This is a genomic window from Pseudoalteromonas lipolytica, assembly GCF_001306915.1.
Lineage (GTDB): Bacteria > Pseudomonadota > Gammaproteobacteria > Enterobacterales > Alteromonadaceae > Pseudoalteromonas > Pseudoalteromonas simplex.
Map to the genome: position 1 here is coordinate 490,680 of NZ_LJTC01000002.1, position 21,615 is coordinate 512,294.

Annotated in this window: 19 protein-coding genes; 6 read left to right on the forward strand and 13 right to left on the reverse strand. The window is 41.7% G+C overall.

What is annotated here, in order from left to right; translation table 11 throughout:
• Window positions 1-41 precede the first annotated feature (41 nt).
• Window positions 42-647, reverse strand: a complete 606-nt coding sequence (locus tag AOG27_RS04170; protein WP_054551729.1) for a peroxiredoxin C — start codon at window positions 645-647, stop codon at window positions 42-44.
• A 279-nt stretch (window positions 648-926) separates the two neighbouring features.
• On the opposite strand from AOG27_RS04170, the gene AOG27_RS04175 reads away from it, so the two are divergent.
• Complete coding sequence (locus tag AOG27_RS04175) at window positions 927-1,808, forward strand: NAD-dependent epimerase/dehydratase family protein (RefSeq protein WP_054551730.1); 882 nt, start codon at window positions 927-929, stop codon at window positions 1,806-1,808.
• Window positions 1,809-1,859: 51 nt separating this feature from the next.
• Here AOG27_RS04175 and fadR read toward each other — a convergent pair whose 3' ends face one another.
• Entirely contained in the window at window positions 1,860-2,573 is a 714-nt protein-coding gene (fadR, locus tag AOG27_RS04180; RefSeq protein WP_054551731.1) for a fatty acid metabolism transcriptional regulator FadR, read from the reverse strand.
• A 232-nt stretch (window positions 2,574-2,805) separates the two neighbouring features.
• Here fadR and nhaB point away from each other — a divergent pair, with 232 nt between their 5' ends.
• A complete protein-coding gene (gene nhaB, locus AOG27_RS04185) occupies window positions 2,806-4,386 on the forward strand; it encodes a sodium/proton antiporter NhaB (protein WP_054551954.1) in 1,581 nt (526 codons plus the stop codon).
• Between the two features lie 88 nt (window positions 4,387-4,474).
• Here the strand turns inward: nhaB and tyrA are convergent, their stop codons facing one another.
• The 6 genes from tyrA to ffh all read right to left on the reverse strand — a co-directional run bounded on the left by tyrA (window position 4,475) and on the right by ffh (window position 9,453).
• Complete coding sequence (gene tyrA, locus AOG27_RS04190) at window positions 4,475-5,608, reverse strand: bifunctional chorismate mutase/prephenate dehydrogenase (protein WP_054551732.1); 1,134 nt, start codon at window positions 5,606-5,608, stop codon at window positions 4,475-4,477.
• A gap of 268 nt (window positions 5,609-5,876) precedes the next feature.
• Window positions 5,877-6,236, reverse strand: a complete 360-nt coding sequence (gene rplS, locus AOG27_RS04195) for a 50S ribosomal protein L19 (protein WP_054551733.1) — start codon at window positions 6,234-6,236, stop codon at window positions 5,877-5,879.
• 33 nt (window positions 6,237-6,269) lie between these two features.
• Window positions 6,270-7,037: a tRNA (guanosine(37)-N1)-methyltransferase TrmD gene (gene trmD, locus AOG27_RS04200; RefSeq protein ID WP_054551734.1), complete on the reverse strand. Its 768-nt coding sequence runs from the start codon at window positions 7,035-7,037 to the stop codon at window positions 6,270-6,272.
• The gene (rimM, locus tag AOG27_RS04205; protein ID WP_054551735.1) at window positions 7,037-7,570 is read right to left on the reverse strand and encodes a ribosome maturation factor RimM; all 534 of its coding nucleotides are present in this window, start codon (window positions 7,568-7,570) and stop codon (window positions 7,037-7,039) included. The genes trmD and rimM overlap by 1 nt, the downstream gene beginning before the upstream one ends.
• A gap of 17 nt (window positions 7,571-7,587) precedes the next feature.
• On the reverse strand, window positions 7,588-7,836 hold the full coding sequence (rpsP, locus tag AOG27_RS04210) for a 30S ribosomal protein S16 (protein WP_054551736.1): 249 nt from the start codon (window positions 7,834-7,836) through the stop codon (window positions 7,588-7,590).
• A 240-nt stretch (window positions 7,837-8,076) separates the two neighbouring features.
• A complete protein-coding gene (ffh, locus tag AOG27_RS04215; protein WP_054551737.1) occupies window positions 8,077-9,453 on the reverse strand; it encodes a signal recognition particle protein in 1,377 nt (458 codons plus the stop codon).
• Between the two features lie 243 nt (window positions 9,454-9,696).
• Between ffh and AOG27_RS04220 the strand changes: the two genes are divergently transcribed.
• The 3 genes from AOG27_RS04220 to AOG27_RS04230 all read left to right on the forward strand — a co-directional run bounded on the left by AOG27_RS04220 (window position 9,697) and on the right by AOG27_RS04230 (window position 12,834).
• The gene (locus AOG27_RS04220) at window positions 9,697-10,500 is read left to right on the forward strand and encodes a cytochrome C assembly family protein (protein WP_054551738.1); all 804 of its coding nucleotides are present in this window, start codon (window positions 9,697-9,699) and stop codon (window positions 10,498-10,500) included.
• Window positions 10,501-10,561: 61 nt separating this feature from the next.
• Window positions 10,562-11,830 carry an HlyC/CorC family transporter gene (locus AOG27_RS04225; RefSeq protein ID WP_138601544.1) on the forward strand — a complete coding sequence of 423 codons (1,269 nt, stop codon included), beginning with the start codon at window positions 10,562-10,564 and terminating at the stop codon, window positions 11,828-11,830.
• A gap of 164 nt (window positions 11,831-11,994) precedes the next feature.
• The gene (locus AOG27_RS04230; protein WP_054551740.1) at window positions 11,995-12,834 is read left to right on the forward strand and encodes a mechanosensitive ion channel family protein; all 840 of its coding nucleotides are present in this window, start codon (window positions 11,995-11,997) and stop codon (window positions 12,832-12,834) included.
• 43 nt (window positions 12,835-12,877) lie between these two features.
• On the opposite strand, the gene AOG27_RS04235 is transcribed toward AOG27_RS04230, so the two are convergent.
• The gene (locus AOG27_RS04235) at window positions 12,878-13,486 is read right to left on the reverse strand and encodes a hypothetical protein (protein WP_054551741.1); all 609 of its coding nucleotides are present in this window, start codon (window positions 13,484-13,486) and stop codon (window positions 12,878-12,880) included.
• 136 nt (window positions 13,487-13,622) lie between these two features.
• Window positions 13,623-15,197: a glutamate--cysteine ligase gene (gene gshA / locus AOG27_RS04240; RefSeq protein WP_054551742.1), complete on the reverse strand. Its 1,575-nt coding sequence runs from the start codon at window positions 15,195-15,197 to the stop codon at window positions 13,623-13,625.
• 386 nt (window positions 15,198-15,583) lie between these two features.
• On the opposite strand from gshA, the gene AOG27_RS04245 reads away from it, so the two are divergent.
• Window positions 15,584-17,131, forward strand: coding sequence for a PAS domain-containing methyl-accepting chemotaxis protein (locus tag AOG27_RS04245; protein ID WP_054551743.1), 1,548 nt, complete (start codon window positions 15,584-15,586; stop codon window positions 17,129-17,131).
• A 59-nt stretch (window positions 17,132-17,190) separates the two neighbouring features.
• Here AOG27_RS04245 and clpB read toward each other — a convergent pair whose 3' ends face one another.
• From clpB to rluD, 3 genes are all read right to left on the reverse strand, one after another.
• Window positions 17,191-19,767: an ATP-dependent chaperone ClpB gene (gene clpB, locus AOG27_RS04250; RefSeq protein ID WP_054551744.1), complete on the reverse strand. Its 2,577-nt coding sequence runs from the start codon at window positions 19,765-19,767 to the stop codon at window positions 17,191-17,193.
• Window positions 19,768-19,875: 108 nt separating this feature from the next.
• Window positions 19,876-20,598: a peptidoglycan editing factor PgeF gene (gene pgeF, locus AOG27_RS04255; RefSeq protein ID WP_054551745.1), complete on the reverse strand. Its 723-nt coding sequence runs from the start codon at window positions 20,596-20,598 to the stop codon at window positions 19,876-19,878.
• A gap of 5 nt (window positions 20,599-20,603) precedes the next feature.
• Window positions 20,604-21,581: a 23S rRNA pseudouridine(1911/1915/1917) synthase RluD gene (gene rluD / locus AOG27_RS04260; protein ID WP_054551746.1), complete on the reverse strand. Its 978-nt coding sequence runs from the start codon at window positions 21,579-21,581 to the stop codon at window positions 20,604-20,606.
• Between the last annotated feature and the right edge of the window lie 34 nt (window positions 21,582-21,615).

Consider the following 21,615-nt stretch of genomic DNA (forward strand, 5'->3'; position numbering starts at 1 on the left):
GCCAATTGGCGGGTTTTTTAATTCTTTAACTAAGGCCTAAATTATAGGTCGCCTTCGTTTTCAGAAAGGAACTTAGCAACACCTTCAGGGCTTGCGTCCATACCTTTTTTGCCTTCAGTCCAACCAGCTGGACATACTTCACCGTGCTCGCTGTGGAACGCTAGCGCGTCAACCATGCGGATCATTTCGTCGATGTTACGGCCTAGAGGAAGGTCGTTAACTACTTGGTGACGTACGTTACCTTCTTCGTCGATAAGGAAAGAACCACGGAAAGCAACACCTGCTTCTGGGTGCTCAACATCGTATGCTTGACAGATTTCGTGTTTAACGTCTGCAACTAGTGCATATTTAACTTGACCAATACCACCGTCAGCAACGGCAGTGTTACGCCATGCATTGTGTGAGAATTGTGAATCGATAGAAACACCAATTACTTCAACGCCACGCTTTTGGAACTCTTCAAAACGCTTGTCGAAAGCGATTAACTCTGAAGGACAAACGAAAGTGAAGTCTAACGGGTAAAAGAAGATAACTGCTTTTTTACCTTTGATAGTTTCTTTTAGGTTGAAGTTTTCAACGATTTCACCGTTACCAAGAACAGCTGCTGCAGTAAAGTCTGGTGCCTGACGGCCAACTAATACACCCATTTTTATCTCCAAATATTTGAGTTTATTTCCAATTGCCTAAGCAATACTCACATAGATATGGTTACTAAAACGCAAAAACCAAGTGTAAGTATTGATAAATTGCAAGATAGTGTAATGAGGTTACAGACAAATGAACAATCGAAAAAAGCGATATGCCTAATCGGAAAAATTGATTTATAAAAATATTACGTAACTCTTGAAGCAAACAATCGCACAGAGCTGCAAAATCAGCAGCTAAAATCTGATAAAATATGCCGAGCTAAGCAACTAGGTAGAAAAATGAAAGTTTTGATCACAGGTTCAGCAGGTCGGGTTGGCCGTGCAATTTATATCAAGTTAATGAGCAATTATAATGTCGTTGGGATGGATAAAGCGCCCTGCTCTACAGCTGACTTTGTGGGTGATATTCGTGACCAACACTTAATTAAGAGAGCTCTTCAAGACATCGACGTGATAATCCATACAGCCGCTTTACATGCCCCTCATGTTGGCCTGCACTCTGACGACGATTTTTACACTATAAATATGGAGGCGACAGAACAACTGGCACTGTTAGGTATAGAAGCAGGCGTAAAACAGTTTATTTTTACCAGCACCACAGCACTCTATGGTTCAGCTTCAACGCCATTAGGTCAAGCGGGTTGGGTAAACGAGGATATTATTCCAAAGCCAAAATCCATTTACCATAAAACTAAAATTGCCGCTGAAGCCAAGCTTGAAGCTATTTCAGTAAAGCACAAATTACCAATCACAGTATTACAGATGTCTCGCTGTTTTCCTGAACCTGCCGATATTATGGCGCTATTTCGTAATAGCCGTGGCATCGACGCTCGCGATGTTGCCAATGCTCATTTATGTGCAATCGAGAAAAAACTAAGTGGTTTTAATCGCTTTATTATTTCAGGCGTTACGCCTTATTCAAAAAAAGATTGCCAGTCGCTTTATAAGCAAGCAGATAAAGTCATTATTGAAAAAATCCCAGCATTAGCAGATGCATTTAAGGAGCGAGGCTGGCTATTACCAACGAGTTTAGACCGAGTATACGATTCAACTAGAGCGCAGCAGCAACTTGGCTGGCATCCCAAACATGATTTTAATAGTGTTTTAGCAATGCTTGATGATGAAAGCGCTGAAGTACTCCCGGTGCTTAAAAGTAACTAACAAAAAACCCAGCTTTTAGCTGGGTTCTTAAATGAATATCAATACAGACGCTTAGTCCATGATATCTTCTGGCATATCACCACGGATTTGCTGCCAGATTTCACCTGTTTGATGACCATATTTACGCATCATTGAAATCGCACCGTCGTGTTCACGACGCTCTGCCAGCTCTGTTAAATCTTTATAAAATTGACGCGCTAATTCACGAGTTCGAGAATCAGAGAAGTAGTGGCAGCCAATTTTTGAGTAGAAACCTTTAAAGCCATTTAGGATAAGAACGTAAATGCGGTTATTACCCGCAACTGCTAATTCATGGTGAACTTTATAATCGTAATCAGCAAATGCTTGCGCACTGTCTTCTAGCTTTTCACTTTGCGATAAAATTTCAATTACACGCTCAGGAGCAAGCTTAATAGCCGCACGGGTATAAATTGCGCTGATATTTGTGCGTGCAGAAAGTAATTGATCTGTAAGCTCTGGCATTTTGTCTTCATCTAGTCGCGCTAGCGTTTCTAAAATGTTCAGGCCCGAGGTTTCCCAGAAGTTATTTACACGGGTAGGTTTACCGTGCTGAATCGTTAGCCAGCCATCACGGGCTAGACGCTGAAGTACTTCACGTAAGGTTGTACGTGTAACACCTATCAGCTCAGATAATTCACGCTCAGCTGGAAGAATTGAGCCAGGCGGAAAGTCACCATTCCAAATAGATTCAACAATGTATTCTTCAGCAAAACCTGCTGGGCTTTTCGCTTTAAAAATTCTCATTCACTTTCCACTTGAGTTAGCAACTACTTTTACCGCATTTGGTGTTCAACTCACTGATTGTACCAGATGATAAGCAACTAACAAGTAAACTAACTCGGCAGTACATAAAAATCTATAAGATCTAGTTAAATAAATGGCCTTTTGGATTAAAAGTACATCAAATAACAATACTATCGATATAATCAATTTCTATTTATTAACAATAATAACCAGCACTGATATAGGTATGGCCATGCAGCAGCGCGTTTTACCAGCTCTATTTAAAAATTTTTTAGGAACTTCACCAAAGTGGTACAAATACACCATTATTGCGTTTTTACTAATCAACCCGGTGTTATTTCAACTTAACCCTTATCTGGCAGGATGGGTATTAGTGTTAGAGTTTATTTTTACACTCGCCATGGCACTTAAATGTTACCCGCTACAACCGGGTGGTTTACTGGCAATTGAAGCCTTGTTTATCGGCATGACAACAGCAGGTCAAGTTGAACATGAGATAGTACAGAATATCGATGTGATCCTGTTACTTATCTTTATGGTTGCTGGTATCTATTTTATGAAAGACTTACTTTTATATATCTTTACAAAGCTGGTTGTTTCGGTACGAAGTAAAACCGTATTATCTCTGTCGTTTACGATAGCTGCCGCATTTTTATCTGCTTTCTTAGATGCGTTAACGGTGATGGCCGTTGTTATTGCCGTCGCGATGGGCTTTTACAGTATTTACCACAAGGTAGCATCAGGCAAAGACTCCAGCAGTGAGCATGATATTAATGACGATAACCAAGTTCGCCCAGTCAATCGTCAAGAGCTTGAAGAGTTTCGTGCTTTTCTTCGTAATTTATTAATGCATGCATCCATAGGTACTGCCTTAGGCGGTGTTTGTACTATGGTAGGCGAGCCACAGAACTTGATCATTGCAGAGCGTGCAGGCTGGTTATTTGGCGAATTTTTCTTCCGAATGTTGCCTATTACTTTACCCGTTATGATTGCAGGTATTGCCACTACTTTCTTACTCGAAAAAACCAAAACCTTTGGTTACGGCGCAAAACTCCCTGCCCCCATCCACACGATTTTATCGGATCATGCTAAAAAGCTAGAGAAAAAACGCACTACACGCGACAAAGTAAACCTAGCGATTCAAGCTTTCATTGCTGTTTGGTTGATCATAGGTTTAGCCCTTCACTTAGCCACTGTTGGTTTAATTGGTTTGTCTGTTATTATTTTTGCCACGGCCAGTGCCGGTATTATTGAAGAGCACCAATTAGGTAAAGCATTTGAAGAAGCCCTACCATTCACAGCGTTACTTTGCGTATTCTTCTCAATTGTTGCAGTTATTATCGACCAGCATTTATTTACACCTGTGATCGCATGGGTACTTACTTTCGAAGGTCAGCTGCAACTGGTGATGTTCTTCATTGCCAACGGTATTCTTTCGATGGTCAGCGATAACGTGTTCGTGGGTACTGTGTATATCAATGAAGTGGCTGCTGCGTTACAGGCAGGTCAAATTACCCGTGATCAATTTGACCTATTAGCTGTGGCAATTAACACAGGTACTAATTTACCAAGTGTTGCTACGCCTAATGGACAAGCTGCCTTCTTATTCTTGCTTACATCAACATTAGCCCCTGTGTTAAGACTATCTTATGGACGCATGGTATACATGGCGCTACCTTATACCATAGTGTTGACGATTGTTGGCTTGAGCATGACCTTATTCAGCCTTTCAGATATGACTGACTTGCTGTATCAATGGGGCTTAATCAATCACCATAGCGGTGCGTTACCTGGCTCATTAGGTGGTCATTAAAACGATTATTTAAAACAAAACATTTGAAACTAAAAAGCCCGCTTGATGCGGGCTTTTTGATAGAGCTCTTTTTTGCTAGATTAGCTGTTTAATCAAGCACTTTCGCGTCGTTTGCTTTGTTGAGTAAGCTGCGACTTTGCGTTAAGAAATGTGCAGTTGCATCAGAGAAGTATTCTTTTGCATCAGCAAATGCGGCAATCAATGATGCTTTATCCCCTGCTTTTAGCTTTTCTAGCGTGTCTGCAAAAGTATCTTGGTAGTTGGCAAGCAGTGCTTCTACATCGTCGAATTGTGCTAACATGATGTCAGAGTAAAGCTCTGGCGATTGGGCAAATAAGCGCCCTACCATCATTAACTCTAATTGATAAATGGGTGATGAGCAGCTGCGAAGCTCTGCAAGTGTATGGCTTTGCTTGGCAAGAAACTGGCCATATACAAAGGTTGTTAAGTGGCGCATAACCTGAATGATCTGCATTGCTTCATCGTGTTTTTTAGCATCCATTTCAACTACTTGACAGCCCCAAACTTGTAGTTGTGCCATTAACCCTTTAGCCACTTCATGATCTCGCCCTTCACACACGACCACCGTTTGTTTTACCCAATGTGAAATATCTGGGCCAAACATGGGGTGTAAGCCAACTACAGGGCCGCTATGAGCCGCCATAAGTGCTTTTAAAGGTTTTTGCTTAACAGAGGTAATATCAACCAGCAAACAGTCATCATCAAGTGTCGGTAGCGCAGCGACAACTTGCTCAAGTGCATTAATTGGCACACTGACAAGAACCAATTTTGCCCCTTTTAATATCGTCTCACTTTGTGCTTGCTGTGCTTTATCTAAAATACGCACTTCATAACCTGAACGAGTAAATTGTTGAGCAAATAGCTGGCCCATGGCACCTTCACCACCCACAATTACAATGGGTGATAATTGGGGTGCAACACAGGCAAGGCTACCTTGTTGGTTTTGATAGGCTTCACGCATCATACGACGCAATATATCTTCAACTAACTCAGGGTTAACCCCTTGTGCGACAGCTTCTTGACGACGAGCTGCAAGTAACTCAGCCTCGCGATCTGGGGCATGTAATGGTGCTCCGATTTGTTGCTTAATTGCGCCTATTTTTTCTGTAATCCCATTACGCTTTGCCAGTAATTCCACCAATTGCGCATCACATTCATCTATTCCTGCTCTTAAATCAGCTAGATCATTCACTGTTACCACGTTACTACACCTCAAACCCTATAAACGTAAATATTTATATACAAAAAAGTAAAGCTTTTAATACAAATTATAGTAACAGGATAACAGCCAAAGCACAAAGCCCCAACGCTCTTGTAGCATAGCTTATAAAGGGATAAATAGGAGTAAGTAGATAAGTTAGAAGGGAGTATCTCTCAGAGGGGTAAATTATTTTTGTGGTATAAAAACCAAAACGGGTTGCAACCTAAGGCTGCAACCCGTTTTATTTTGCGTTGTAAAACAGCGCGTATTAGTTAAGTTTTTCTCTAATACGTGCAGATTTACCAGAACGCTCACGTAGATAGTAAAGTTTCGCACGGCGAACTGCACCGCGACGTTTAACTGAGATACTATCGATAAGAGGGCTGTGCGTTTGGAATACACGCTCAACACCTTCACCGCTCGAGATTTTACGAACTGTGAATGCTGAGTGAAGACCACGATTACGCTTAGCGATTACAACACCTTCAAAGGCCTGTAGACGCTCTTTGTTACCTTCTTTTACACGTACCTGTACAACTACTGTATCACCAGCGCCGAATGCTGGTACGTCTGTTTTAAGCTGCTCTTCTTCAAGCGCTTTAATAATATTTTGGTTTACTTTTGCCATTATATTTCTCACTTTCCTAGGTGTAACTGTCTTCTAGCCACAAGCTTGTTGGTACTCTTGCTGAAATTCAGCAAGGAGTGCCGCTTGCTCCTCAGTCAGAGCTAGGTTATGCAACAAGTCAGGACGACGAAGCCAAGTTCTACCAAGTGATTGCTTTGTGCGCCACTTAGCGATTTCTTGGTGGTTTCCGCTGAGTAATACAGCAGGCACCTGTTTATCATCCAATGTCTCTGGCCGTGTATAGTGAGGACAATCAAGCAAGCCATTCGAAAATGAATCCTGCTCAGCTGACTGGTTATGACCTAACACCCCTGGTACTAATCGTGCTACTGCATCAATTAGCGTCATCGCGGGTAGCTCACCACCACTTAAAATAAAATCACCAATTGACCATTCTTCGTCAACGTATGATTCTATGATTCGCTCATCTATACCTTCATAGCGACCTGCAATTAAAATCAGCTTTTCTGATTGTGCAAGCTCGCTTGCACCTTGCTGATCTAATTTGCGCCCTTGCGGGGACATATAAATTACTTTTGCACCATCACCTGCCGCTTTTTTGGCGTCAAGGATAGCTTGTTTCAATGGTTCAACCATCATTAACATGCCAGGACCGCCCCCGTAAGGACGATCATCCACAGTTCTATGCTTATCAGTGGCATAGTCACGTGGGTTCCAACAGTTAAAGTCGATTAGACCATTTTTAACTGCGCGACCTGTTACCCCTTGGGTGGTAATCGCATCAAACATGTCCGGGAAAAGGCTTATCACCCCTACCCATAGCGAACTCGTTTGTGACATTAAAACCCTGGGTCCCAGTCTACGGTAATTTCTCTTGCATCATGTTTAACTTCTTTAATAACAGAATCTGTTAAGAAAGGAATTAAACGCTCTGCTTGGCCAAATGCATCTTTTTTGTTTGCTTTCACAACCAAAACGTCATTTGACCCTGTCTCCATTAGGTCATCAACAGTGCCTAAGTTATAACCTTTATCAGTTATAACAGACATGCCGATCAGATCTCGCCAATAGAATTCACCTTGCGGTAATTCTGGTAGCTGCGCTGCATCTACTGAGATTTCTGCATTGGTTAAAGCCATTGCTTCGTCTCGGTCGTTTACTTGCGCAACTTTAGCGATAAAGCCTTTGTTGTGGCGACGCCAGTCGACCACTTCTAAGGTCTGCCATTTACCTTGTTGCCCTATCAACCATGGGCTGAAATCGAAGATCCCTTCGGGATCATCAGTAAATGAATGCACCTTAAGCCAGCCCTTTATACCATACGGGGCACCGAGCTTTCCTACTGTAATATACGAGGTGTTCTCTTGACTCATGGTTACTCTTACGCCTATTAAGCCGCTTTACGAGCGTCTTTAACTAACTTAGCTACGCGATCTGAAAGAGATGCGCCTTGACCTACCCAGTGATCAACACGAGATAAATCTAAACGTACTTTTTCTTCCTGACCAGAAGCGATTGGGTTAAAGAAACCTACTTTCTCGATGAAGCGACCGTCACGCGAGAAACGGCTATCCGCAACCACAATTTGATAGAAAGGGCGTTTTTTAGCGCCACCACGTTGCAAACGAATAGTTACCATACCGTCCTCTACATTAGATTGACTGTTTTCATTAATAAGATTTACTCCCCAATACGGGAAGCTGGGGAATTGTACGAGTTTTTTGCAACATTGCAAGTAAGAACTGCTGCAAAATGTAAGTTTAGTTGATTAAACACTGATCTGGGCTTTAAATCTTACATGCAGCTAACAACTACGCATAAATTATCTACAAAAAAAGGAGCTATATGCTCCTTTTTATACATTTAATAGACAGTACTATTAAAATTTAGGGCCACCACCCATCATCCCTGGTGGTAACATGCCTTTCATGCCGCGCATCATTTTCTTCATGCCACCTTTGCCTTTCATCTTCTTCATCATCTTCTGCATTTGCGTAAATTGCTTAAGCAGTTTATTGATTTCTTGCACCTGAGTACCAGAACCTGCCGCAATACGTTTTTTACGCGAGCCTTTGATGATTTCAGGACGGGCACGCTCTTTTGGCGTCATAGAGTTGATGATGGCTTCCATTTGTACGAAAGTTTTATCACCCATCTGGCCTTTTACAGCGTCTGGTAGGTTTTGCATGCCTGGCAGCTTATCAAGCATCGACATCATACCGCCCATGTTCTTCATCTGACGAAGTTGCTCAGCAAAGTCATCTAATGTGAAGCCATCACCTTTAAATACTTTTTCGGCAACTTTAGCTGCTTTCTCTTTATCTACTTTCATTTCGACTTCTTCGATTAATGAAAGTACATCACCCATACCTAGGATACGAGAAGCAATACGGTCAGGGTGGAATGGTTCAAGAGCATCAGTGCGCTCACCCACACCCATAAACTTAATTGGCTTACCGGTAATATGACGAATCGATAATGCAGCACCACCACGGGCATCACCATCGGTCTTGGTTAAGATCACACCACTTAAAGGCAGTGCCTCATCAAATGCTTTTGCGGTGTTTGCCGCATCTTGACCTGTCATCGCATCAACAACGAATAAGGTTTCGATTGGGTTAATCGCGCTGTGAAGTGCTTTGATCTCGTCCATCATGTCGTTATCGACGTGTAAACGACCTGCAGTATCAACTAATACCACATCAATGAATTTCTTCTTCGCGTGAGAAATCGCGTTGTTTGCGATATCAACCGGCTTTTGTGAAATGTCACTTGGGAAGAACTCAACACCCACTTCATCAGCCAGTGTTTCAAGCTGTTTGATTGCTGCCGGACGATAAACGTCGGCACTCACAACTAATACAGACTTCTTTTTACGCTCTTTTAAAAATTTAGCTAGTTTACCAACACTGGTCGTTTTACCAGCACCTTGTAAACCCGCCATCATCACTACCGCTGGCGGCTGTGCATTAAGGCTTAGCTCTTCGTTAGCTTCACCCATGGCTTTTTCAAGTTCTTCACGAACAATCTTAATAAAGACTTGGCCGGGACTTAAGCTTTTTGTTACTTCAACACCTACGGCGCGTTCTTTAACTTGCTTAACGAATTCACGAACAACAGGTAATGCAACGTCCGCTTCCAAAAATGCCATGCGGACTTCGCGTAATGTATCTTTTATATTGTCTTCAGTTAGGCGTCCGCGGCCACTGATATTTTTTAAGGTTTTACCTAAGCGTTCTTGGAGATTCTCAAACATGTAAAGGTTCCGATAAAACGTGTTGCACCTGCAATGTACATAAATCAAACAAGTTTGGTGACAATACAGGCAATATTAAAATTTAATTCCTAGCAGTATACCGTAAATGGTGGTCGACAATACAGTGTTCAAGTGCGCAGTTTGAGTTTCTTTTTACAAACTCTATGCTTTTGCCTTGCTATAAAATACAATGGCATCAAAGAGACAAGGATTTATCGATATAAATTAAGTGGCCAAAACACGATGATTATTAGTTTAACTATTATTGCTAGTTTGTTTTATGTGTTAGCAACGTCACATGTGCTATCACGCCTTTTCCACAAACAAGGTCCAAGCCAAAAACTCACAGTCATTCTTAGCACTGTGGCTATCCTTGCTCATATGCTATTACTGGTTAATTCAGTTTTTCGTGCTGACGGCCAAGATTTAAGTATCGTCAACGTTGCTTTATTAACCTGTTGGGTCATTGTGGTATCGGTGACTGCTGTGTCTCTCAAATTCCCTGCGACTTTATTGTTGCCAGTTGTTTATGGTTTTGCTGCCTTACTGACTCTTGCCAGCTTGTTTATTCCGCATCATGTGATTTTGCAATCAATCGATGTCGAGCTTGGTTTAGTTACTCACATATCGTTATCACTGCTAGCCTATTGTGTTTTGATAATCTCAACACTTTATGCAGTCCAGTTCTACTTTATTGATAAGCGCCTCAAACGCAAAGACTTGGCAATTGTACACAGCCACCTCCCTCCTTTAATGGTGGTTGAGCGTCAGCTATATCAATTACTCACGCTGGGTACTATCTTACTGACTTTTGCTCTCCTTTCTGGGTTTATCTTCTTAGAGGGAATGTTTGCCAGTGAGTTTATCCACAAAACAGTCTTATCACTAATTGCTTGGCTCATTTTCACCGTGGTCACTGTAGGTCATTTACGCCAAGGCTGGCGTGGAAAGCCTGTGGTGTTTTCGATCATGATAGCCGCTTTTATCTTGTCACTTGCTTATTTTGGCAGCCGTTTCATCCAAGAAGTGGTTCTAAATAAGTTTTAACTTGACTCAGCAAGCTGTCTCTAGCTTAATATGCACTGATTTATAAAAAAAGGATCCATCCTTGGACGACATATCGACTAGTACCCTGTTTATTATATTGGGATTATTGATACTTATTTCTGCTTATTTTTCTGGTTCTGAAACTGGAATTATGTCAATCAACCGTATTCGCCTGCGTCATCTTGCTAAAGAAGATCACCGTGCAGCGAAGCGCGTCAGCAAACTATTAAGTCGCCCTGACAGACTCATTGGTCTGATCTTAATTGGTAATAACCTTGTAAATATCGCTGCAGCACAGGTTGCAACGATTATTGGTATTCGTTTGTATGGTGATCTCGGTATCGCTATTGCAACCGGCGCGCTAACGCTGGTTGTTTTAATCTTTGCCGAAGTAACGCCAAAAACACTTGCTGCGCTCTACCCAGAGAAGGTTGCTTTTCCAAGCTCAATTGTGCTTAAAGGCCTTTTGAAAATCCTTTTCCCGTTTGTGGTTATCGTAAACTGGATGACTAACGGCATGTTACGCTTGTTTGGTATTACCACAGCACAAATTGAAGAGCACAGCTTAAGCAAAGAAGAATTAAAAACTGTGGTGAACGAATCAGGTGCACTATTACCTGCTCGCCACCAAAGTATGCTGACTTCAATTTTAGATTTAGAGCAAGTCACTGTTGAAGATATCATGATCCCACGCAACGAAATTGTTGCTATCGATATCAATGATGACTGGAAGCTTATCAGCCGCCAACTTACTCATGCACAACACACTCGCGTTTTGTTGTATCGTGATCAAATTGATGATGCTGTTGGCTTTATTCACTCACGTGATGCACTGCGCCTACTAACTAAAGAGCAGTTTGATAAACCATCACTACTGCGTGCAGTACGTGAAATTTACTTTATCCCTGAAGGCACATCACTGAACACGCAACTACTTAAGTTCCAGCAATCAAAAGAGCGTATTGGCTTAGTCGTGGATGAGTATGGTGATATTCAAGGTCTAGTAACACTTGAAGATATTCTTGAAGAAGTTGTGGGTGATTTCACTACAACTCAAACGCGTACACCGAGTGAAGAAGTAACAGAGCAAGATGATGGCTCAGTACTTGTTGATGGCGGTGCTAATATTCGTGATTTAAATAAAGAAATGGGTTGGGAGCTACCGATTGATGGCCCGAAAACGCTAAGTGGTTTAATTGTTGAATACTTAGAGGACATCCCAGACTCAAACCTAAGCTTGCGTATTGCCGGCTACCCTATTGAAGTTATTGAGATAAAAGAAAATATGGTGAAGTTAGTTAAAGTTATTCCAAGTAAACGCACTGACTGACTGCTAACTAAACCTAAACAAAAGGAGTAGCTTACTACTCCTTTTTGTTACTTATAGCTTAATTACCTCTGAAGATTCACATTTTAAAAGCTAACCCGCACAACCAAACACAAATTCCTCTACTATTATTTTCTTTTGCATATATTGATATAAAAGGGAAAATAATGGACGAAATATCAATCGAGAAAATCTATAACCAAGCCATTGAATTACTGATGCTTTACGGGCCGAAGTTTATTCTGGCAATTCTGGTTCTAATCATAGGTTGGTGGCTAATTGGTCGTATTGCCAATATGGCTGAAAAATCAATGAATAAGGTCAAGTTCGAAGTTGGCCTTACGCACTTTTTAGTCTCTTTTATCTCAGTCATTCTAAAAATACTATTACTGATCTCTGTTGCTTCGATGATTGGTATAGAAACCACGTCATTTATTGCAATGCTAGGTGCTGCTGGCCTTGCGGTGGGCATGGCACTGCAAGGTAGCCTTGCTAACTTTGCAGGTGGCGTGCTTATTTTATTCTTTAAACCTTTTAAAGTGGGTGATGTAATCGAAGCACAAGGCTATATGGGGAAAGTTGTTGAAATACAAATTTTTGTCACCGTTTTACTCACCTACGACAATGAAAAAATCATTATCCCTAATGGCACGCTATCAAACGGCTGCGTTAAGAATAAGTTCGCAGAACCTCTACACCGTGTTGCAATCGAATTTGGTATTAGTTACGGAGATGATGTTCATAAAGCACGTGATGTGCTTATGAGCGTACTTGATGATTATGATTTAATACTAAAAGATATAGAAGATAAAAAACCATCGGTTCATGTTAGTCAGCACGGTGAAAGCCATATTGGCATGTTGGTATGGGCATGGGTGGAGTCTGATAACTACTGGCCAGTGTATTTTGGCTTGTACGAGCGAGTTAAAATTGCCTTCGACGCTGCAGATATCACTATCCCATTCCCGCAAAGGGATGTTCATATTCACCAGTTTCCTGGTAAATAACGAAAAAAAGCCCGCTAATTGATGCGGGCTTTTTATTTATGTATTAACTAAATAAACGCTCAAACCAGTTCTTATCTAAATCTGCTTCACATTTTTTAAGTTGAGCGCCATAGCGGCTTGCTCGATGTTTAACTTTATTTGCAACACTCATTAGCCACTTCTTACTTTTGTAAGTGCCTCGCTTATAGCCGCCCCACCCTTCATGATAATTAAGGTACTGCGCATAGGCATCCCACTTTGATATACCATTTACTTTATGGGTTTTGTAAACGAACCAAGCCATAAAATCGATTGCATCGTCAAAATCATCTCTGTCTGCACCGCTATTACCTGTTTCGCGAATGTAATCAGACCATGTTGGGGTTTTTGCTTGTGAGTAGCCATATGCCGAGCTGGCACGGCCGATTGGAATTACCCACAAGAAGTACTCCATTGGCGGCGCTGCATCATGACGAAATGAACTTTCTTGATACATCATGCTCATCAGTACATGTTTTGGCGAGCCCCATTTTTCTTGTGCATCACGGGCATCGTAATACCAATCGGGTTTTTCTTCAAAAATTTTACAAATATCATGAGGTTGCTCAGGAGGAGCCGTTGCACAACCAGCCAATGATGCGGCCAGCGATAAAATAATTATACTTTTTTTCATTTTTTTATGGATCTCGCTGAACTTTTTCTCGTCAGGTCAGTCTGAACTTATGAATGCAGCAGTATAGCATTGTTTCATCCCTGAAGAATCTTTGACGCAGCCTCCCTAGGCTGCGTTTTTTTATGCCTACAACATACTAAGCTTTAGAAAAATAGTCATCTAAAAATGCAGTGAAAGATACACTGTCTGCCGCTTTAACTTCACGCTCTTTAAGCACCGAGTCAGCAGCTTGCTCTGCCAAAAATGCTTGATCATAAAATTGGTAATCTGCATCAAGGTGACTTTGCTTGTACTGCTGTGCAAGTGCTAAAGCGAAATGACCATTATCCTGGTTTTCATTTGCAAGTGCTGCTACATATCTACCAGAAAAGGTTTTACTAGGATCCTCGACCCAGGTTACCATTTCTTTTATAGTTTCAGAGTAATAGCTCACACCGTAAGCTTTATCCATGTACTGTGCTACTGGGTGTAATTTATCAAAAATAGCATGCGCCCACTCAGTTAAGCTAGTAGCCCGCCCTTCTTTTGTTAACATTAACTCTGGATCACGACCATCATTAACAACCGCATCTAAATTTGCAGTACTTAATTTTTGCTCTTGCCAATCCATTTCTGGAGATTCGCTTAATAGGCAATAGGTTAAGAAAACATCTAAGAAGCGGATTTGCTGTAGATCAATTCCAGTTTCACTAAACGGATTAACATCCAATGCACGTACTTCTATATATTCTATACCGCCACGTAACAACGCATCAGTCGGTGTTTCACCCGAAGCTGCATTACGCTTAGGACGAATTGGCGAGTAAAACTCGTTTTCGATTTGCAGTATGTTTTTGTTTAGCTGCTTTGGTTCGGCACTTTTATAATCATCAAGATGACCATACAAATCCGAAGATAGGTGGATTGCTTCTTTTAACCCAGCTACATATTCTTCTAATGAGTTATACATAACACGCAAAGACGATTGTGCACTATTTGTGTAGCCAAGATTTCCCAGACGTAGTGCTGTACCGACTTCTAAATAAAGCGTGCCTTTACCTAATTTTTTAAAGGGTAAATCTGTTTCACGCCCTTGTAGAAACGAATTACACAAAGCCGGTGAAGCACCAAACAAATAACTGATAAGCCAAAGCTCACGCTTAAAATTGCGGATCAGACCTAAATAACCTTGTGATATAAAGTCCGACAAGCTTACTTTACTTTCATTTAGCTGATATAAGCTCTGCCATAAGGTTTCAGGAAATGAAATATTAAAGTGAACACCAGCAATCGCTTGCATCATACTGCCATAACGATTTTTAAGGCCTTCACGATAAAGTGTTTTCATACGCCCTATATTTGAATCACCAAACTGCGCCAATACAATGTCGTCTTGATGCTCAATAAAACATGGCATACTAATCGGCCATAGAAGTTCATCATTCATATGTGACAATGTGAACTTTTGTAAGTCTTTTAGCTGGGCTAGGGTTTGCTCAGCTGATGTACTCACTGGAGTGATAAATTCTAGCAAAGATTCAGAAAAGTCAGTCGTGATATGCTCATTAGTTAGCGCACTCCCCACGCCTTTTGGATGCCCCAGCTTTGATATGTGACCACTTGGTTTGATCCTTAAAGCTTCTCGCTCGATACCACGTTTAATCCCATTAATTGCGTTAGGAAATTGAGCTGTTAACGCTGCTAGCGTTTTATTTAAATCATGTTTTATCAAAAATGCTTCCTCGAGCCAGGTGGCTTTAATCCTAAGTGTATGGGGGCTAAAAATAATTACTCAAGAGCCAATTATAAGTTTCTGAAAAGTCCTTACACTGAAAGTTAATCTTGCCACTGTGAGTCATATTATACAATTGCTTTAGTGACCGCAGTGACGAGTATAAATTTTATTAGTGCAAACAAAGACCGAAACAAGATAACAATTCTTTCATCCAATACTAAAGAACTAGAGCAACCATATTTTTTCTGCTTCGTTATTGTTCTAGATCAATTCTCTTAAACAATTTTTAAAAGTTTAACAAAGATCAATCCTCAAGCTCTTCCCTTACATTTTTCTGAGTTTATAATCCGCGCACCATAAAAAAGTATATTTCAAGGACTCATATGCGTCGTGGGCAAGAAATCATTAATCAGGAAGTAACATACTCTGACAATCAAGAGCTTGTCTCTACCACTGACTTACGTGGTGTTATCACATACGTAAATAAGGAATTTTGTGCTATTGCTGGTTACAGCGAAGAAGAACTCCTCGGAAAAAACCATAACATAGTACGCCACCCTGATATGCCTAAAGCGGCATTTAAAGAGATGTGGGAAAAACTAAAACAAGGTCACTCTTGGCGTGGCATGGTGAAGAACCGCTGCAAAGATGGTCGCTACTATTGGGTCGATGCGTTCGTAACGCCAATTTACGAACATGGGCAGTTAGTTGGCTATCAATCTGTACGTACCAAACCAACTGAGCAATTAAAGAGTCGTGCAAAAGCGCTCTACACTAAAATTAATGATGGTAAATCAATCGCATCATTGCGAGAGAATATTTCACTAAGACAAATAGTGTCTGCGATTTTATTGGTTGCAGGTATTGGTGGTTTAGCTGTGGCCGCCTCATGGATGGTTGCTTTAGTCGCATGTGTCCTTGTAGCACTACTTTTTGCGCTAAATTATGACGAACTCGTTATTACGCCAAGCCATTTAAAGCAGCAACGTGCAGAGTTCGATTCAGTATCAAGGTATGTCTATTCAGGATCACATCCATTTAGCATTGCTGCCTTTAATCAGCAAATGCTGTTTGCAAAGCTCAGAACGGTGCTCGGTCGTGTTAAAGACTCTACTTACTCGTTTAAAAATATTGCCACCAGCTTAGATAAACAATCGTCACTAACTGAGCAAGGCATTGCTGCACAAAGTCAACGTTTGAGTGATATTGCCACAGCAATGACGCAAATGAGCGCAACGATTGGCGAAATTTCTGCTAATACTCATCATACAGCTGATAAGGTTAAGACAACTTATCAAAGCTGTAACGATATCAAACTGCATATTGAAGATAACAGTAGCATGGTGTCTGATCTAGCTAACCAAGTAGAGCAAGCTGCCACTACTGCTAACTCTCTTGCTAGTGAAGCTGACAAAATAGGCCAAGTAATGAGTGAGATTGAAGGCATTGCTGAACAAACAAACTTATTAGCACTGAATGCAGCAATTGAAGCAGCACGTGCCGGTGAGCATGGCCGTGGTTTTGCAGTTGTAGCAGATGAAGTACGCGCACTTTCTTCACGTACTCAAAATGCAACTTCGCAAATTCACAGCTCAATTAAAGAAATTCAAGATACTTTATTTAGCTGGTCTAAAGTGATGCAATCAACTAAAGCGCAAGCAGATAGTTGTGTTGATACTACCGCCCATACACAAACTGAGCTTGCGAGCATCTTCGCACAAATTGATGAAATATCAGGCCTTGCGACTGAAATTTCGACGGCTGCTGAGGAACAACAAGTTGTCAGCACCGATATACGCGAAAATGTAGAAAGCATTAAAGGACACAGCGAAGAGAACTTAAAGCTTAGCTACAACGTGGCTAAAGATGCAGCGGGGCTTGTAGAAGGCTCACGCAAAGTTAACGATATGCTGTTAACCTTTAAAGTTTAAACTTAACTGATACAAAAAAGCCGCATCATAATTGATGCGGCTTTTGTTTTTAGGGCTAATTAACGACTCGAGAAAACAAGTCCATTCTCATCAGCATCAATATGGATGATGGCACCTGGTTGGTAATTCCCACCGAGCAGGCGCTGTGCTAATGGGTTTTCAATGGTATGTTGAATAGCACGTTTTAAAGGCCTTGCCCCATACACAGGATCAAAACCACTTTCAGCGATGCGGTCTAAAGCTGCATCTGTAACTTCAAGAATGTAGCCTTTTTCAGTTAATCGCTCACGTAGCTTACTTAACTGAATATCTGCAATTTCCTTAATGTGCTCATTAGCAAGTGGATGGAATACCACGGTTTCGTCGATTCGGTTAATAAACTCAGGGCGGAACTGACTAACTAATACGCCCATCACTTTTTCTTTTAACCCAGCATAATCATTTGAACCTGCTTGCTCTTGGATAATATCTGAACCCAAGTTAGAGGTCATAATGATCACCGTATTTTTAAAATCAACGGTACGGCCCTGACCATCCGTTAAGCGGCCATCATCAAGCACTTGCAGTAAGATGTTAAATACATCAGGGTGCGCTTTTTCGACCTCATCCAATAAGATGACGGAATACGGACGACGGCGTACAGCTTCAGTTAAATAGCCACCCTCTTCATAGCCAACATAACCTGGAGGTGCACCGACTAAACGTGCCACCGAGTGTTTCTCCATAAACTCCGACATATCAATGCGCACCATGGCATCTTCAGTGTCAAACATGAAACTGGCTAGTGCTTTGGTCAGCTCAGTTTTACCCACCCCTGTTGGGCCTAAGAATAAGAATGAGCCGATTGGGCGATTTGGATCAGCAAGCCCTGCGCGAGAGCGACGAATTGCATTCGCAACAGCTACAACGGCTTCATCTTGACCAATCACTTTGTGGTGTAATTGATCTTCCATTTGCAGTAGCTTTTCACGTTCGCCTTGCAGCATTTTCGATACCGGAATACCTGTCCAACGCGATAAAATCTCAGCGATTTCGTCTTCACCTACTTGGTTTTTAAGCAAGCTCATTTCTTGCATTTCAGCTTGTGAAGCAAGGTCGAGTTTGCGCTCAAGTTCAGGGATACGACCATATTGCAGTTCAGACATACGCTGTAAATCGCTGGCACGGCGTGCCACGTCTAAATCAAGACGTGCCTGCTCAAGTTCAGCTTTGATAACTTGCGTGCCTTGCAGTGAGGCTTTCTCAGCATTCCACACTTCGTCAAGTTCGCGGTATTGCGCTTCAAGTTCAGTGATCAGCTCTTGCATTTCGGTGCGGCGCTTTTGACTTGCTTCGTCTTTTTCTTTCGCCAGTGCATTATCTTCCAGTTTTAACTGAATAATACGACGCTCTAGCTTATCTAAAGACTCTGGTTTTGAGTCAATTTGCAAACGAATTGAAGAACCCGCTTCGTCAATTAAATCTATTGCCTTATCTGGTAGTTGGCGATCGCTGATGTAACGATGCGACAACTGCGCCGCGGCAACAATGGCCGGATCGGTAATATCAACTGAGTGATGCAGCTCATAACGCTCTTTTAAACCACGTAAAATCGCTATGGTGTCTTCAACCGATGGTTCATCAACAAATACCTTTTGGAAACGACGCTCAAGTGCCGCATCTTTCTCAATGTATTGACGATACTCATCAAGGGTTGTGGCACCCACGCAATGTAACTCACCACGGGCAAGTGCAGGCTTTAACATATTACCCGCATCCATTGCTCCGTCTGTTTTACCTGCGCCTACCATAGTATGAATTTCATCAATAAAGAGGATGACTTGGCCTTCTTCTTTGGCAAGTTCATTCAATACTGATTTTAAACGCTCTTCAAATTCACCACGGTATTTAGCACCAGCAACCAAAGCACCTAAATCGAGCGATAATACTCGCTTGTTTTTTAAACCTTCAGGTACTTCACCATTGATAATACGTTGTGCAAGGCCCTCAGCAATCGCTGTTTTACCTACACCTGGCTCACCAATTAACACTGGATTATTTTTAGTTCGGCGTTGTAATACTTGAATAGTACGACGAATTTCGTCATCACGACCAATAACAGGATCAAGCTTACCTTGCTCTGCTCGCTCAGTTAAATCGATGGTGAATTTTTTTAATGCCTGACGAGTTTCTTCAGCATTTGGGTCTTCTACTTTTTGGCCACCACGAATGGCTTCAATTGCAGATTCAATTTTGCTAGAAGTAATATTCAGCGCTTTAAAAATGTCGCCTAATGGACCTTTATCATCACACGCGGCAAGAACAAACAACTCACTTGAAATGAATTTATCTTTTCGTTTTTGAGCATATTTATCGCATAAGTTAATTAATGAAATCAGGTTATTTGACAGCTGAACATCGCCACCAATACCTTCAACTTTAAACAGTTTCTCGATTTCTTGGGATAACTTGGTGTTTAACTCATCAGCACTGACGCCTGCTTGTGCAAGTAACGCACGCACACTTGAACCATTTTGCTGAAGCAATGAATACATTAAATGCACAGGCTCAATAAATTGATGATCGCGCCCAAGTGCTAATGACTGCGCATCTGAAAGCGCAGATTGAAATTTACTTGTAAATCTATCTAAACGCATAAGGGTTTACCTATTAAAAAATCTAATTGCTTAATTAATGGGTATGCTTAGTGATTTGTTCAAGTAAAAGAAGAAAATTTAATCGTATAAAATGCGTATAAAGGCGTATTAATTGCGCCAGATCAAGCTAGCCATACGGCCTGTTTGTCCGTCGCGGCGATAAGAGAAAAACTGTGATTTTTCAGTAACAGTACAGTGCTCGCCACCATACATTTTGACCACGCCTAATTGTGCTAATTGCTGACGTGCTAATAAATAGATATCAGCCATGTATTTTTCATGTTTGGCTGTAAAAGCTTGTTGATGCAGTGGGTTTTGCGAACAAAAACTGTCTTTAACTTCTTGCCCGACTTCAAATTGTAAAGGACCGATGGCTGGGCCTAACCAAGCAATAATATCGCTTGCTGGCGCTTGAAAGTGCGAAACCGTGTTTGCCAATATACCTTGCGCTAAACCACGCCAGCCACCATGGACAGCAGCGACTTCATCCCCCGAAGTCGAGCAAAGTAATACCGGCAAACAGTCTGCGGTCATTATCGCCAGCGGCTGCTTTATTAAACGGGTGTAAAGCGCATCAGCAGAGCGTACTTGGCTTAAATCAGACTGCTCATCAATCACGACTACATCGCTGCTATGTGTTTGGTTTATCCATACAGCAGGGTTAGGCAGATGATTTGTAAGTAAGGCGCGATTTGCAAGCACGGCTTGCTCATCATCACCAACATGTAAACCCACATTAAAACTATCAAAGGGTGCAACCGAAACACCGCCCTGTCGGGTGGTACTCAGCGCGCTAACAGTGTTTGGGGCAGTCCATGCTGGTGTGATCATAACGCTTAAAACTCGATATTTGGGTTTGCTTTAGTATCAGCGCGTAATGCTTCTGTCATAGCTGCCATATCATCTGGAATTGGCGCTTGCCAAGTCATTAGCTCACCCGTAATTGGGTGCGCAATTGATAGCTTAACAGCATGTAATGCTTGGCGTTTAAAGTCGCGTAGCATTTGAAACAGTTCAGGTGTTGCGCCTTTTGGCGGACGCGGACGACCACCATACAGTTGATCGCCAACTAATGGGTGGTTTAAATAAGCCATGTGTACACGGATTTGGTGAGTACGACCTGTTTCTAGGCGTAAACGTAAGCGTGTATGTGCACGGAATTTTTCTGCAACACGGTAATGCGTAACCGCTGGTTTGCCCATTTCATGCACGGCCATATGAGTACGTTTTGTTGCATGTCGACCAATTGGTTTTTCAACCATGCCACCAGCCGTCATTGTGCCATTACAAATTGCTTCGTATTCACGGGTGAAGTTTTCACGCTTTTGTAGTGCAGATACTAGGTGTGTTTGTGCCGGAATTGTTTTCGCCACCACCATTAAACCAGTGGTGTCTTTATCTAGACGATGCACAATACCCGCACGAGGTACATTAATAATATCAGGATAATGGTGTAGCAAAGCATTTAATACCGTGCCATCTGGGTTACCCGCACCTGGATGAACGACTAACCCCATAGGTTTATTGATCACCAAAATATCATCGTCTTCATAAACGATGTTTAATTTGATATTTTGTGCCTCGTATTCACGAGGGGCCTCAATGGTTGTTTCTACACTCACCATTTCGCCACCGAGTAGTTTTTCGCGCGGTGTGTTTAATATTTCGCCGTTTACAGTGATTTTATCATCCAAAATCCACGTTTTTATACGTGATCGAGAATAATCAGGGAACAATTGCGCTAATACTTGGTCTAGACGTTTACCGCCAAGGTCAATTGGAACCTCGGCTTGGAGAGAAATTTGCTCTGACATTAGTAACTTTACCCAATTTACCAGTGCAAGCTGT

Bases quoted from the DNA above. Each gene is read 5' to 3' on its own strand.
- AOG27_RS04170 (WP_054551729.1), bottom strand. From the start codon at position 647: ATGGGTGTATTAGTTGGCCGTCAGGCACCAGACTTTACTGCAGCAGCT.
- AOG27_RS04175 (WP_054551730.1), top strand. From the start codon at position 927: ATGAAAGTTTTGATCACAGGTTCAGCAGGTCGGGTTGGCCGTGCAATT.
- fadR (WP_054551731.1), bottom strand. From the start codon at position 2,573: ATGAGAATTTTTAAAGCGAAAAGCCCAGCAGGTTTTGCTGAAGAATAC.
- nhaB (WP_054551954.1), top strand. From the start codon at position 2,806: ATGCAGCAGCGCGTTTTACCAGCTCTATTTAAAAATTTTTTAGGAACT.
- rplS (WP_054551733.1), bottom strand. From the start codon at position 6,236: ATGGCAAAAGTAAACCAAAATATTATTAAAGCGCTTGAAGAAGAGCAG.
- trmD (WP_054551734.1), bottom strand. From the start codon at position 7,037: ATGTCACAAACGAGTTCGCTATGGGTAGGGGTGATAAGCCTTTTCCCG.
- rimM (WP_054551735.1), bottom strand. From the start codon at position 7,570: ATGAGTCAAGAGAACACCTCGTATATTACAGTAGGAAAGCTCGGTGCC.
- rpsP (WP_054551736.1), bottom strand. From the start codon at position 7,836: ATGGTAACTATTCGTTTGCAACGTGGTGGCGCTAAAAAACGCCCTTTC.
- ffh (WP_054551737.1), bottom strand. From the start codon at position 9,453: ATGTTTGAGAATCTCCAAGAACGCTTAGGTAAAACCTTAAAAAATATC.
- AOG27_RS04220 (WP_054551738.1), top strand. From the start codon at position 9,697: ATGATTATTAGTTTAACTATTATTGCTAGTTTGTTTTATGTGTTAGCA.
- AOG27_RS04230 (WP_054551740.1), top strand. From the start codon at position 11,995: ATGGACGAAATATCAATCGAGAAAATCTATAACCAAGCCATTGAATTA.
- AOG27_RS04235 (WP_054551741.1), bottom strand. From the start codon at position 13,486: ATGAAAAAAAGTATAATTATTTTATCGCTGGCCGCATCATTGGCTGGT.
- AOG27_RS04245 (WP_054551743.1), top strand. From the start codon at position 15,584: ATGCGTCGTGGGCAAGAAATCATTAATCAGGAAGTAACATACTCTGAC.
- clpB (WP_054551744.1), bottom strand. From the start codon at position 19,767: ATGCGTTTAGATAGATTTACAAGTAAATTTCAATCTGCGCTTTCAGAT.
- pgeF (WP_054551745.1), bottom strand. From the start codon at position 20,598: ATGATCACACCAGCATGGACTGCCCCAAACACTGTTAGCGCGCTGAGT.
- rluD (WP_054551746.1), bottom strand. From the start codon at position 21,581: ATGTCAGAGCAAATTTCTCTCCAAGCCGAGGTTCCAATTGACCTTGGC.